We start from the raw sequence: 13,659 nt of genomic DNA, 5'->3' as shown, positions 1-13,659 counted from the left end.
CAGCACGATGCCGCATGCCCTACACCTACCTCCTGCTCTGCGCGGACAAGACCTACTACACCGGCAGCACGTACGACCTGCTGACCCGTCTCAGCCAGCACCGCTCTGGTGAGGGCGCCGAATACACGAAGCGGCGTCTACCCGTGAAGCTCGTCTACTACGAGGAGCACGAGCAGATCGCGATGGCGTTCTGGCGCGAGAAGAAGATCCAGGGCTGGACGCACGGCAAGAAGCGCATGCTCCTCAGGGACGGGCCCGGGGTGAGGGTCGAGGACGACTCGCAGCTGTTCGGCGGGTCCGGCGGATGAGCGGTTCGCCTTCGCTCCCTCCGTCCGCCAGGGAGCGAAGCGACCGTGAGCGCAGCGAGGCGGACGAAACCCAAGCGGTTCGCCTCCGCGCCCTCCCGTTCGCCAGGGAGCGAAGCGACCGTGAGCGCAGCGAGGCGGACGAGACCCAGGTAATTCGCCTCGCTTCGCTCACAGTCGGCCGCAAACGGCCTCCTTGGCGAACGACTCGCTCGGCCGCGAGGCGGACGGGGTCCAAGCGGTTCGCCTCGCTTCGCTCACAGTCGGCCGCGAGCGGCCTCCTTGGCGAACGGTGCGGCTAGGTGCGGGGCTTCCAGCCGATGGCGGGCAGGACGTGGTCGGCCAGGGCTGAGAGCAGCCGCGCGTTGTAGTCGACGCCGAGCTGGTTGGGCACGGTCAGCAGCAGCGAGTCCGCGGCCTGCACGGCGACGTCGGCAGCCAGCTCCTCCGCCAGCACGTCCGGCTCGCCGACGTACGACTTGCCGAAGCGGGCGAGGCCGCCGTCGAGGTGACCGACCTGGTCCTCGCCGGAACGCTCGCCGAACCACGCACGGTCCTGCGCGTCCAGCACCGGGATGACGCTGCGGCTGACCGAGACGCGCGGCTCGCGCTCCCAGCCGGCGGCCGCCCAGGCAGAGCGGAACAGCTCGATCTGCTCGAGCTGCAGCTGGTCAAAGGGCACGCCGGTGTCCTCGGTGAGGAGGGTCGAACTCATCAGGTTCATCCCCTGCTGGGCGGTCCACTCGGCGGTCGCGCGGGTGCCGGAGCCCCACCAGATGCGGTCGGCGAGACCGGGCGCCTGCGGCATGACCGGCAGCGTCACGGAACGGCCCGTCATGCGGGGGTCGGACTCCACGAGCCCGGCGCCGGCGATCGCCGCCCGGAACAGCTCGGCGTGGGCGCGGGCCATGTCGGCGTCCGACGTGCCCTCAGCCGGCACATGGCCGAACGCCTCGTAGCCGCGCAGCGCGGTCTCGGGTGATCCCCGGCTGATGCCGAGCTGCAGCCTGCCCTCGCTGATGAGGTCGGCCGCGGCAGCGTCCTCAGCCATGTAGAGCGGGTTCTCGTAGCGCATGTCGATCACACCGGTGCCGATCTCGATCCGGCTGGTCCGGGCGCCGACGGCCGCGAGCAGCGGGAACGGCGAGGCGAGCTGCCGGGCGAAGTGGTGCACCCGGAAGTACGCACCGTCGAGACCGAGCTCCTCGGCCGCGACCGCAAGGTCGATCGACTGGAGCATCACGTCCGACGCCGTACGGGTCTGGGACCCGGGCACTGCCTGGTAGTGGCCGAAGGAAAGGAAGCCGACGTTCTTCATGCAGGCGTCAACCACATCGGCGGTCCCGATGTTCCGCAGAGGTCAGTCGTCCATCCGCACGACGCGGGGCTCGCACGAGCGGCCTTCCTTGCCGCCCTCCGCAAGACGGTCGAACGGGACGACGGCCCGCTCGCCGGGCCCGAGCTCGACCCTCAAGGTCTGCCGGCCCAGCACGTCGGAGGTCGCGGTCGTGAGCACGGCGACCCGCGCCAGGTATCCGGCCGGCTCGTCGGTGCTGTTGACCAGCGTCATCCGCGCGGACCAGACGCCGTCCTTGTCGGGCGCGCAGACCAGCTTGACCAGCGCCGGGTCGGCATCCGCGCCCACCCCGTCCTTGACGTCCGGCGTCGCCGTCGTCGTGGCTCGGGTCGGCTCCGGGGACGCCTTCGAGTCCTTCGCGTCGCTGCCTCCGCACGCGGTGAGAGCTCCGGCGAGCACGAGCACGGCGGGGGCCAGGACCTGGGAGCGGGTGCGCATGACGACAACCAATCACGTCCCGGCCCGGTCCGCACGTCACCGGTCCCCGGCGCCACGCCGGGGACCGGATGCTCCTACTCGCTCTTGTCGCCGACCAGCGTGCCGGCGGCCACCATGCCGAGCTCGGGGTGCTCGGGCTCACCGACGAGGTGCTCCTCGATGACCTCGCGCTTGACCCGCGGGATCAGCAGCGCGACGAGCGCCGCGACGACGAACGCGATCGTCAGCATGATGAATCCGTTGGTGTAGCCGGACTCCTTCGGCAGCCCGTTGGGGAACACCGAGGCGGTGACGATGCTGGCCATGACCGCCGCGCCGACCGAGCCGCCGATCGTCCTGATGTTGGCGTTCATGCCGCTCGCGACACCGGTCTGCTCCGGCGGGACGGCCGCGACGATGAGATTGGACAGGCACGCGAAGATCAGCCCGACACCCACGCCCATGATGGCGTTGGCGACGTACAGCTCCCACTTCTCGTCGTGCGCGAACGCCAGGATCGCCATCGAGCTGGCGGCGATGAGGCTGCCGATCACGACGACCGTCTTGGGGCCGATGAGCCGCACGAACGTCCCGGACAGCAGGCCGACGACGAACATCGTGACGGACGAGGGCAGCAGGATCAGGCCGGACTCGGTGATCGAGGCGCCGAAGCCGTAGCCGGCCTCGGTCGGCGTCTGGGTGAACTGCGGCAGGAAGCCGAACGAGGCGTACATCGCGAAGCCCACGAGCAGCGCGACGAGGTTGGTCGTCCACACCGCCGGCAGGCGCATCATCGTCATGTCGATCAGCGGCGACTCCGAGCGCTCCTCGACCATGACCCACGCGACGGCCAGGACGACGGCCGCGACGATCAGGCCCAGCACGCGGCCGGAGGTCCAGCCCCAGCTGCGGCCCTGGCTCAGTGCGAGCAGCAGGCACACGAGCCACGCGGACAGCAGCACGGCGGGCAGGACGCTGATCTTGCCGGGCGTACGCACGGGGGACGCCGGGACGACGAAGAACGCGGCGACCGCGGCGACGGCTGTGACGATGCCGGGGATCCAGAACAGCCAGTGGTAGTTGAGCGCCTCGACGATGGGTCCGGCGAGGACCAGGCCGACACCAGCCCCGACGGCCGCGAGCGAGGCGATGATGCCCACCGCGCCGGGGATCTTCTTCTCGGGGAACTCGTCGCGGATGATGCCGAACGCGAGCGGCAGCACGCCGCCGCCGACGCCCTGGATGATGCGGGCCACGATCATGGGGCCGATGCTCGTGGCGAGCGCGGCGATGATCGAGCCGATCGCGAGGCCGACGAGAGCCACGACGAGCAGCTTCTCCTTGCCGACCTTGTCGCCGATGCGGCCGATGATGGGCGTGAACACCGAGGCCGACAGCAGATACGCCGTCAGGACCCAGGTCACGGTCGTCTGGTCGGTGTTGAGATCGACCTGGATCTCGGACAGGACCGGCGTGACGAGCGACTGGAGCAGCGCGAAGCTCGCGACCGACACCGCGAGCACGGCGAAGGTCAGCTGGTAGTGGGAGCGGTTCTGCGGGTTGGCCACGAGGACCCTTTCGACAAGGTAGTTGCACAAGGCAATCACCTTGCCGAGAGAGCATACGGTCCGTGCGCGCCCGGTCGTCACTTTCGTGACGGGACTCACCCAAACGGAGCCTGTCTCCGCCCGTGGCCGGTGACGGGCCCCGCGCGCCACGACCTAGAGTCGTACCCGTGATCCTCGTGGCCGTCGTGGTGCTCCTCGCCGCCCTCTCGACCGGGCTGCTCGTCCGCCGCAGCCTCACCGCCCGGCCCCCGCTGGCCGCGCACGTCCCGGGGCAGCCGACCTGGCTCAGCCCCGCTCCCCCGCTGCGCTTCCGCGCGTGGGCCATCGCGGCCGCCGTCCTGACGGCGATCACGGTCGCGTGCATCCTGTTCGCCCCGGCGTTCCAGGTCGCTGCCGCCCTCCTGGCCGCCGCAGTCCTCGGCCTCATGGCGGCGATCGCCGGGCGGTACGCCTCGGGGTGCCGCGAGTCGCAGGAGGCCGTGGACGCATTCGCACCGCGCCTCGCGGTGCCGTACGCCGGCAAGGTCGGCGTGCACATCGGCATGTGGTCGCCGTGGATCGAGCGGACCGGCATCCCGTGGGTCATCGTCGCGCGCACGCCCGCCCTGTTCCGCGAGCTCGCCGCGATGTATCCCGGCACGCCGATCGTCCAGGGCACGATCCCGGCCTCGGTGACGGGCGCGTTCTATCCCCACGGCGCCGCCTCCAACGCCGACTTCATCGCCGGCTCGACCGCCACCCACGTCTTCCTCGGGCACGGCGACAGCGACAAGCCGCTCAGCGCGTCCGACCGGGTGCTGCAGTACGACCTCGTGGCGGTGGCCGGCCAGGCCGCGATCGACCGCTTCGCCGCCGCGGGCCTCGCGATCCCCGCCGACAAGATCCGCGTGATCGGTCGCCCCCAGACCGAGGGCATCCTCCCCGGCCGCAAGCGTCGCTCCCGCCCGCCGGTCGTCCTCTACGCCCCCACGTGGCGCCACGCCGACGACTCGCTCAACGTCTCGTCGCTGGCCGTCGCCGACCAGATCGTGCAGGCGCTGCTCGACCGCGGCTGCACGGTGCACTTCCGGCGCCACTTCGCCGGACAGAACCATGTCGAGGCCGAGGCGATGATCGTGCGCGTCAACGAGCTGCTCGAGGCCGATCACGAGCGCACCGGGCGCCCGCACCAGTGGGGCGCCGAGGCGATGGAGCGACCGCTCATCGACGCCTTCAACGACGTCGATGCGATGGTCTCGGACGTCTCGGGCATCGTCGTGGACTTCATGGCGAGCACCAAGCCGCTCGTGATGTACGCCGCGCAGTACGCCGACCCCGACGAGTTCCGCGCGACCCACCCCACGGCCCAGGCCGCGTACGTCATCGACCGCGACCTGACGCAGCTCGACACGGCCCTCGACGCGGCCTTCGGCAAGGACCCGCTCGCGGCGGTCCGGGCCGAGCGCGCCGACTACTACCTCGGCGGCCCCGACCGGGCCGAGCCTGCGGCCCGGTTCATCGCCCTGCTCGAGGAGCTCGGCCGCTAGCCGCAGCTCAGACGCCCGCCTTCATTCGTCACGTCGGGATGCGCCTGCCGCCGTCCCGCCATGGACCCACGCCTGGACGTCGCGGCAACCGGCCTCGGCGTTTCTCGCCTGTTCTGATGTCGGTCAGTGTCGCTGACCTAGAGCGTTTAGCCGATTTGTGGCGCGGGGGACGGCAGGCTGGATCTTAGGTCCTGCGACCACTCTTTGAGGTGACCACGATGCCCGGGCCAAGGGTGACTTCCGCGACGTTTCCAATACGAACGTTTGGGCGGCACTCCACTGCAACCTGTGTTTACATTCATAGCCGGATCCTCCCGGTTTTCCGTCTGGGTTAGCGCTGCCCAACCAGCAACCTCATTGAGAGACCACAATGCGTTCCTTACAGGAAACCGCGATTCGAGTTCTACCGGAATTGCGTGCTGTCCAAGTGGAGCAAGGACTCCTCATGACTCCAGCGATGCACTGGTTCTTTGACACTAATTACGACCTCTTCGAGACGTCGATACCCCCAGGTTTTGAGCGCATGTCGCTTCGCCGTGCGGCATGGAGGCTCCTGTCCTCCAACGCTTCAGTACTGGAGGTTCCGGAGCCGCTCTGGGCGAGATTCCTCCCGCAAAACATGACGTTGGTTGTTGCGTGGCGCTTAGGGGGATTGCTCCGCCTGCGGAATCGCAAGGCACGTACGTACGCAATCGAAAACAATTCTCCTAGTGAGGCTCTGTTTGGTCGCTCGATTCCCTGGCCGCTGGATGTCCTTGTGCGTTTTGCTCTAGGCGCGTTCATGCGCATATTTTTCGAGAGAGTTGCACTCGGGACGCCAGCCGCCGCTGACTCGTACGCGACGCTCCCGTTCTTCAGACGTATCGAACACTCAATGATCCTCGGCCTGCCGACGCCTTCATTGGGCGCCGATGAGGCGGACGCCGATCCAAACACCGCGATCTTCGTAGGACACCTTGACGCGCGTAAGGGCCTGCCGGAGCTCATGATCGCCTGGAGTGAGGTAGAGCAGCGGCTGCCTTCAGCTTCGCTGGTGGTGGTGGGCGCTGGGCCGTTGCGCGAAAGCGTCGAGAAGTGGGTTGCCGCGAGACCTGGGTCACGCCGATACCTGGGTCAATTGCCACACGACCGGATCCTCTCGGTCGTAGGGCAAGCTGCGGTCGTTGTGGCGCCCTCAGTTCGCGCGAGGAGGTGGCGCGAACAAGTTGGTCTGCCGATCGAAGAGGGACTATCAATGGGACGAACCATAGTGACGACCTCTGAGACAGGACTGGCCGATTGGCTTCATCAACACGGACACAGCATCATCGCGTCGGACGCGCCTGAGACCGACCTGTCTAGAGCGTTGGTAGACGCGCTAACCTACCCGATTGAGCCGTCCTCGGTGCTGGGCTCACTACCGACCCGGCACGGACGGCTCGTCGCAGACTCGTGGCTGCATCGTGCCTATTGAAAGGACTTGCTCATGAGCCGGGGACATGTCCTGGTCGCGCTTGGCGCGGGGTCGCGCGCAGGCGACGCGGCTTGGATGAACTCGGGGGTGGCGACCAGGGTCATTCACCTCGACCATGCTGCCCCTTCAGGTCGACGACTTCGGTCGAGGATTTTGGGCATGGGAATTGACTCTCTTCTCATCGCTTTGAAAGCTGCTTTCAGCGGGGTCCGGGGGCCGGTGCTGGCGGCCAATCCATGGGTCGGGGTTTCGCTACGGTTGCTCGGCTGGCGTCATGTGAGCGTCACGGGCATCTACGCCGAGGCGGGGTCGAGAAATCACCGCATTTTGCGGCGCCTTTTGGGCTCGTCTCCCGTGGTCACAATGGTCGAGAGCGAGGCGCGATCGTGGCGGGAAGCCGGCGGGCGAGCGATAGCTGTCCGGTATGGGAACACCTTGCAGTACCCACCGCGGGTGCCCAAAGCTAACTCGGCTGTACGTATATTTGTTGGTGGCTCCTCAGACCGCGACCTTCAGGTTCTCGAGGATCTGATTGCTCGTGTGCAGTCCAGCCAGCTCGAAGTTCATCTGACGATCACTCTGGACGAACAGCCCGCTTCGTGGTCGAACGGAAGTTCCACCATCACCCGCACTGGGCGCCTAACCAATAGCGAGTTCGGTGCGCAAATGTCGCAAGCCGACGTAGTGTTCCTGCCACTCGTCGACGGATCGCGTGCAGCGGGCCACATGGTCGCGGTTGGAGCGCTGGAGATAGGTGCGCCGGTCATTACTACGCGATCTGGCGGAATGGATGGCTACGTTGACGGCACGTTTATTGCCACGCTGGACGAACAAGCTGACCTCCTCGACCAACTGGTAGAGACTGGCCTGGCGTGGCGAGGGCGGGAGACGGAAGTACGAGAGCACTGGGCTAGGGAGTACAGCCTCGAAGCATACGTCGTCAGGGTTGGCGAAGCCCTGAGTCAGTTGGAAGCAGCGCGCTAGCGGTCGAAGCTTGTCAGCGCTTCTTCCACCCGTTGATCCATTCGGTCCATTGTGCGTCCGTGCCTTCGAGGTAACGGCGGCGCACCTTGGCCCAGTCCTCTCGATCGGTATCAATGGCGGCGCGAATCGCGCGCATCCAACTCGATACGTCCTCGTCTTGTCCAAGCAGACGATCCTCTAGGAGGACCTCAGCCAGACTGCTTTCGGCGGGGCCGACGACTGGCGTGCCTTGCTCAAGGCAACGTATCGCCACTCCGCTCTGAAAGAACCGCCGGTACGGAATCAGGACCGCCGAGGCAGACCGGATCAATGGATCGATTTCGAGTTCGGGCACGAATCGCCGGTCCATGGCCCATCCATCGATGTCCGGCCACCCGCGGCCACTGACTCGGAAATCGACGCCGGTACCCATTGACTCGGACAGTTGGGCCATGAGGTCTATGTCGCGATCAGGCTTGAACTGCCCGAAGACCAGCACAGAAGGACGTCCGACATTGTTGCGCGGCTCAACTTGTGCGCGCTCCGTGAGAAGTGGGTGGTTCAGCAGCGTCACGTGGCGAAACCCCTGAGAGACCAACGCGGACTTGGCCACTTGGCTGTGAGCGATGAGTCGAACGCCAGGTATACGTCGGACGATCGCTACTAGTGTTCGTCCATGCCCTAGTGCACGAACTAACGGGACGGGGTCGTGGATAATTGTCACACCCCGGCCCCGTGTAACCAAGGCGACCAAGGCTGAGTCGACGTGTCCCAGTGCAGGCCAGGCAACGACCAGTGAATCACTGGGGCGCAATATGCGTGCCGCGGCGATGATAGACAAATAGTGTCGCAGCAACCACCGAACCCTACTTGTCGAGGACGCACTGGGCTCGGCTTGTGCCCGAATCTCGACGGAGGCGCCAGATCTTTCGAGCGTGGCGCGTAGTTCCAAGTTGTAGTGAGCAAGCGCAACGCTGACCGGATTGATTACTACGACGTTCACAAGCCGGTCCTTCTCTCAGCCAAGACCTTCCGTCCCGCGCCATATCCGGCCGCTAGTTGACGCAGAGTAGCGAGTGGAGCGCCGGCCCGGAGTCCCCGAACGAAGCACTTAGAACATTCCCACAGAACCGCGACTGACCTAAGACCGAGGGTTCCCCACGATGCTTGAAAAAGTTGCACATTGCGTGCGAGAAAGTAAGCCGGTGTGCCGTGGGACGACTGCTCCGCCTGGGCATGCTGCAGGACTTTGACCGTCCCACCCCTCTGATTGATCTGGAGGTGATAATCGACCTCCTCCATGTAGAGAAAATAGTGCTCGCTCATGGGATGCCTCTGCAGCTCTTCGAGCCGGTAGAGAACGGCCGCGCCGTCGAGCCACAACGTCGCCCTACCGCTGCGCTTGCGACCATCGTGATGTCGCGGAAGGCTCAGCACCCGAGTTAGGAATCCGCCGTTAGACCATGAAGCGCCCGTGCTGGCGTTGCGAAGGGCCGGGCCCACGGCTGTTAGGCCCGGATGGTCTTGCAGTTCGCGGACCATAGCCTCCACGGCACCTTCGGAAAAGGTGACCTCGTGGGTAACGACGAGCAGTAGCGATGTCTCGGGGTCGCTCGGTGTGGACGCAACGCCATGATTGATCGCGGCAGCATACCCGCGGTTCGCGATCGAACTCACGCGGATGGCCGGATGAACGCTGGCGACCGCCTCACTGACATCGGCCAACATCTCGCTGTTGTCCACTACATGAATTTGGCTGGGCGGCAGGCCTTGAGCCACCATCGATTCCAGGCACGGACGAAGAGTCTCGATGCTGTTGTGATGCACAACGACGGTCTGGACTGCCTGCAGGTCGTTCATGATTCCCCCGGTTCGTGCAGCCATCGGTCCGCACTGATGCGTTGTGGCTCGATCGGCAGCGATTCAACCACTGACTCCTTGGGAATCGGCGTGGCGAGTGCTCCGAGCACGGCATCGGCAAGCTCGGCAACCTCGTATTCAGACCTGATGACCTGATGACCTTGTGCCTCCAGCCACCCCGCAAGGCCCGTGTCACGGCTAGTGACAATGGTGAGACCAGCCGCGAGGCCCTCCACTATGGGCAGCCCGATCTGCTCCCGCCAACGGCCCGAGCGCCGGGAGGGCGCCACGAGCACCGCGCACTGGTCGATGTGGGCGTCAAGGGCGCGGTGCTCCACGAAGCCCACATAGTCCCGCGTCTCAGGCGACACAGAGCACCAAGCAACGACTTTGTCGGTTAAAGGACCTGTGCCAACGACACGAAGACGGACGCCGGAGCACTGCTTCTCGACCAGCTCCCACGCGGCCATAAGGTGTTCGACACCTTTGCGGATCGAAAGCTCACCTACGAATATCGCGTCGGCGGAGGGAGCATCTAGATGGCCGCCGCGCCGCGGTGCTGGCAACTCCACGAACCGTCCATACTTATCGCTCTTACCGCCACCATCGCCGTCAATGAGGGAAGCATAGGCGGACGCCGCGGAGGGGGAACCGAACGCCATTCGGTCTACAAAATGACGGATGTAAATACGCAAACCAGCTACCACGAGGAAGTGAGCCGCCCCGGAACGCTTCCCAACGAGAGTTTCCAGATCGTTGTTCTCGATTGCGTAGGTGACCACTCGCCTCCGGCGCCCCGACAACAACCCGCGTAGCCGCCATACGAGAGCCATCGTTGCTGTTCGGGGCAACTCCCTCAACCACAAAGGCTCGGGGAGCTCGAGAGTGACGGCCTTGCTTGTAGCAAGGATGGCGATCGCGCGTAGCAGTCCCACCTGCCGAAAGTTCCCGGGCACTGACGTCGCCGAAAGGTCGTACTTTTCGGCGAAGTATAGGTGGAGCGATGGGGTAAGGACCTCAGACCTCTCCACCTGGATCGATCGCAACTCAGGGAGTACGCGGATAGATAGTCCGGACGGCACAGGTCTCGCTTCCAGGAGTACGATTTCAGGCCTCGGGAAATGACTCGCCTGATCGCGGGTTCATATGGAGCACGGATGCTGTCCTAGGATAGCCGGTTGACGCCTGGGCTTGGTCGGGTGCCACAAATGTCTCTACCGTCGAGCGCTTGTCCTTCATACATGGGACAGGTGTCCCGGACTGCGGACAGAGTTGCCGGAGCGGGGTCTCGCTGCAATACGACGGGCGAAGATCAAATCGACAACTCGGAAGCATTATTGAACCCAGCACCCAGTTTTCGCATGGCCAGTCGGAGGGCCAAACCCTGATAGACCGTCACGCCCAGCTCGACCAATGCGACCGCCCATGCGATTTGCTCGGCGTTTCCCCAGATAGCGGCGCCGGCTATCCCGGGGATCCCGACCAGCGCGCCGAACATCGTGCTACGCAAGATGGAGCGGTGCGCGCGAAGGGCCATGAGACATGCAAGCCCAAGACAATGGGAGATGGTGACTAGCAGCAGGACGAGGGCCATTGGCAGGACGAGGCTAAACGGCACTTCGATTTCGCCCCCGCTTAGGAACCGCGCTGCAGGACCCGACAACAGTACAAATCCGCCAGCAACGCCAACCGCGAGACAGGACGAAGCTGCGACGGCGCGTTTGATACGGTCTCGCAAGTGTTCTGGCTTCGCGCGGGGAACCCACCCTTGCAATACTTGGTCTACAGGAGTTAGGGCAGCGACAGCATATCCGCGAAGCCGGTCCACCATGCCGTACCCGATCAAACTTGCGGGGTCGTAGCGCGATACCAAGATCATTGGAATTCCGCTGTAAACAGCGGCCATGCCGGCGGTGGTCACCAACGACCATTGGCTAGCCAACAACTGGTAAATACGCTGCCGGGATGGAAATGTGGGAACTTGTTTCAGTTGCGTCAATCGCACAAAACTATAGACCACAAGCATCGTCGAGATAGCTGAGACGATCTGAATCACAGGTAGGAGAAGGATGTCCTTGGTGAGAAAGACGACAACAACGCCCACTACTGTGCCTGCAACTCGTGGCATGCTTTCATAGAGAAATAGCCTCTTGGGGTCGGACAGTCCCACGAAGAACCAACTCGACGTCATCCCAGTCAGGGTCGCGTAGATGGCACTCGCGGATGCAGCGCCGACTGCTGGCGGATCCGCTAACTGGACTATGAGGCAACTTGCCCCCCCACCAATCAGCAGTAGCGGGAGCCTAGATATTGTCGAGTCAAACCACATTTGACCGCGCTCTCGGTCAGACTTCAACTGCGCGACAGTAGCGGGGCCTGACAGGGGCCACCCCCACGACACCAGCACCGACACCGAGCTTCCGACTGCTAGACCGGTAGCTAAGCCAGCCCAGGACGAGGCTCCTACCGTCTGAATAACAATTGGGATCGTCGCGACACCGACCAGCATTGTGACGACGACCGATGCGCCGTACCAACCAAGTTTCGAGAAAAGCGCAATCACTAGTCGAAGACCTCTAGGGCCGGCGTAGATTCGGCGGATTTCTGACCACCGCTACCAGGATCGACCAGAGAGTCTTGCAGTATTGGATCTTCGAGGGACTCCGAATCGCGCTAGAAACGATCGGACGAACCGTCCCACGTACCCGACCGCGACGAACGAATGGTGACCCCAGCCGCCTGTCGCGCGCGATCCATAGAGAGTTCCGAACTCCGATCCACCACCGGGGGTTGTACTTGTCCTCAACCTTCTTATCAGGATGTGCCACGCAACTAGACGGTACAAGCCAGCCCGGGGACATCATGCCCAGGCGAGACGTATACTCGAGGTCGTCAACCATAAGGAAGAACTCAGCGACCGGCAAGTAGGTTTTGCGCGCATATGAGAGGTCGACGAGCACGCCAACAAAGGACGCATACTCGACTTGGACACACCCGTAACTGGCAGCGAGAGCCGCGCCTTGGGGGTCAGTTGTGGGGGTCGGCATGTGAGAAACCAGATCAGCTCCGTCGGGCTGAACAACCCGTGAGGCGAGAAACGCGGGCGGGGGCTGAATCCCACGATCCGATATCAACCGATACAGAGCATCGTATGAATCGAGTGCCGGCACAGCGTCATCGTCCATGAGCCAAGCGTGGGAGTGGCCGCTGGCGATGGCTAGTTCGATTGCTAGTGCGAAACCGCCCGCTCCCCCGAGATTCGCTTGTGTTCGATGAATCGTCAATTCTGGATACTCGGAAGCGAGGATCTCGGGCGTCTCGTCCGTCGACGCATTGTCTACAACAATGACTTCGTCCACAGGCGTCGACAACGCAAGAAGTGCATTGAGACAGACGCGCAGATCGTCGGGGCGATTGTAGGTCACGATGGTTGCGGCAGTCGTCACAAATATCCTCTGAGACGTAGATGGAAACGATCCTAATCACGCCGGAGATAATTCTGGCTCGGCAAAGATACCTCAACAACTCCAGCGAACCGCCCGCCGGGTGAGAACCTGTCTGCGGCTGGCCGCCCAGAAGGGTGCACCCCGGGACGACGGGTGCGACGCATAACCCCGGTACGCCAATGGACTCTTGATGCGACGATGTGAAAGAGTCTCACCCGACACTCACGACCGGTGCCAGCGGAATGCGAGACACCCGTCTTGCGGCTTCCGGAGTAGCAGCCCACCGGCGAAGCCGCCGGCGCGGGTAGCCTCGGTGACTATCCATGGCTGTCTGCCCTAGAGGCCATGGTCGTCGAGTGCGGCACCGTCGCGGAAGTACGGTGCGAGCTTGTTGTCGAACATGCTGAGCGCCGAGCCGATGGCCATGTGCATGTCGAGGTACTGGTAGGTGCCGAGGCGTCCGCCGAACAGCACGTTCTTCTCGCCGCGGGCCAGCTCGCGGTAGGCCAGGAGCCGTTCGCGGTCCTGGGGGGTGTTGACCGGGTAGTAGGGCTCGTCGCCGATGCCGGCGAAGCGGCTGAACTCGCGCATGATCACGGTCTTGTCGGCCGGGTGGTCGCGCTCGGGGTGGAAGTGTCGGAACTCGTGGATGCGGGTGTGCGCGATGTCGGGGTCGGCGTAGTTCATCACCGGGGTGCCCTGGAAGTCGCCGGTCGCCAGCACCTCGGTCTCAAAATCCAGGGTGCGCCACGACAGGTCGCCGT

13 protein-coding genes are annotated in these 13,659 nt (G+C 64.4%); 4 read left to right on the top strand and 9 right to left on the bottom strand.

The features are described from left to right. Window positions 1-14: 14 nt before the first annotated feature. Window positions 15-308 (top strand): GIY-YIG nuclease family protein, encoded by a 294-nt coding sequence (locus tag GEV27_RS12985; protein ID WP_153934754.1) that lies wholly within the window; start codon window positions 15-17, stop codon window positions 306-308. A gap of 295 nt (window positions 309-603) precedes the next feature. Here GEV27_RS12985 and GEV27_RS12980 read toward each other — a convergent pair whose 3' ends face one another. The 3 genes from GEV27_RS12980 to GEV27_RS12970 form a co-directional block, all read right to left on the bottom strand. Continuing rightward, window positions 604-1,623 (bottom strand): LLM class flavin-dependent oxidoreductase, encoded by a 1,020-nt coding sequence (locus GEV27_RS12980; protein WP_153934752.1) that lies wholly within the window; start codon window positions 1,621-1,623, stop codon window positions 604-606. Window positions 1,624-1,665: 42 nt separating this feature from the next. Then, window positions 1,666-2,100: a hypothetical protein gene (locus GEV27_RS12975; RefSeq protein WP_153934750.1), complete on the bottom strand. Its 435-nt coding sequence runs from the start codon at window positions 2,098-2,100 to the stop codon at window positions 1,666-1,668. 74 nt (window positions 2,101-2,174) lie between these two features. Continuing rightward, on the bottom strand, window positions 2,175-3,647 hold the full coding sequence (locus tag GEV27_RS12970; protein ID WP_208430997.1) for an MFS transporter: 1,473 nt from the start codon (window positions 3,645-3,647) through the stop codon (window positions 2,175-2,177). 167 nt (window positions 3,648-3,814) lie between these two features. On the opposite strand from GEV27_RS12970, the gene GEV27_RS12965 reads away from it, so the two are divergent. The 3 genes from GEV27_RS12965 to GEV27_RS12955 all read left to right on the top strand — a co-directional run bounded on the left by GEV27_RS12965 (window position 3,815) and on the right by GEV27_RS12955 (window position 7,610). After that, on the top strand, window positions 3,815-5,173 hold the full coding sequence (locus GEV27_RS12965) for a CDP-glycerol glycerophosphotransferase family protein (RefSeq protein ID WP_153934748.1): 1,359 nt from the start codon (window positions 3,815-3,817) through the stop codon (window positions 5,171-5,173). Window positions 5,174-5,618: 445 nt separating this feature from the next. Further along, window positions 5,619-6,626: a glycosyltransferase gene (locus GEV27_RS12960; RefSeq protein WP_194944207.1), complete on the top strand. Its 1,008-nt coding sequence runs from the start codon at window positions 5,619-5,621 to the stop codon at window positions 6,624-6,626. 159 nt (window positions 6,627-6,785) lie between these two features. Beyond that, window positions 6,786-7,610, top strand: a complete 825-nt coding sequence (locus GEV27_RS12955; protein WP_194944206.1) for a glycosyltransferase — start codon at window positions 6,786-6,788, stop codon at window positions 7,608-7,610. Window positions 7,611-7,623: 13 nt separating this feature from the next. Here the strand turns inward: GEV27_RS12955 and GEV27_RS12950 are convergent, their stop codons facing one another. From GEV27_RS12950 to GEV27_RS12925, 6 genes are all read right to left on the bottom strand, one after another. Continuing rightward, window positions 7,624-8,163, bottom strand: coding sequence for a hypothetical protein (locus GEV27_RS12950; RefSeq protein ID WP_153934742.1), 540 nt, complete (start codon window positions 8,161-8,163; stop codon window positions 7,624-7,626). A gap of 425 nt (window positions 8,164-8,588) precedes the next feature. After that, window positions 8,589-9,449 (bottom strand): glycosyltransferase family 2 protein, encoded by an 861-nt coding sequence (locus GEV27_RS12945; protein ID WP_194944205.1) that lies wholly within the window; start codon window positions 9,447-9,449, stop codon window positions 8,589-8,591. Beyond that, a complete protein-coding gene (locus GEV27_RS17855; protein WP_194944204.1) occupies window positions 9,446-10,231 on the bottom strand; it encodes a glycosyltransferase family 4 protein in 786 nt (261 codons plus the stop codon). Before GEV27_RS17855 ends, GEV27_RS12945 begins: the two co-directional genes overlap by 4 nt. 530 nt (window positions 10,232-10,761) lie before the next feature. Beyond that, window positions 10,762-12,012, bottom strand: a complete 1,251-nt coding sequence (locus GEV27_RS12935; protein WP_153934736.1) for an oligosaccharide flippase family protein — start codon at window positions 12,010-12,012, stop codon at window positions 10,762-10,764. A gap of 13 nt (window positions 12,013-12,025) precedes the next feature. Next, complete coding sequence (locus GEV27_RS18325) at window positions 12,026-12,874, bottom strand: glycosyltransferase (protein ID WP_375335595.1); 849 nt, start codon at window positions 12,872-12,874, stop codon at window positions 12,026-12,028. 357 nt (window positions 12,875-13,231) lie between these two features. Continuing rightward, window positions 13,232-13,659, bottom strand: a 428-nt coding sequence (locus tag GEV27_RS12925; RefSeq protein WP_304518467.1) for a UDP-galactopyranose mutase, incomplete at its 5' end; no start/stop codon positions are given.

Source organism: Aeromicrobium sp. S22 (genome assembly GCF_009661045.1).
Classification (GTDB): domain Bacteria; phylum Actinomycetota; class Actinomycetes; order Propionibacteriales; family Nocardioidaceae; genus Aeromicrobium; species Aeromicrobium yanjiei.
This window is presented reverse-complemented; position numbering and strand designations above follow the sequence as displayed.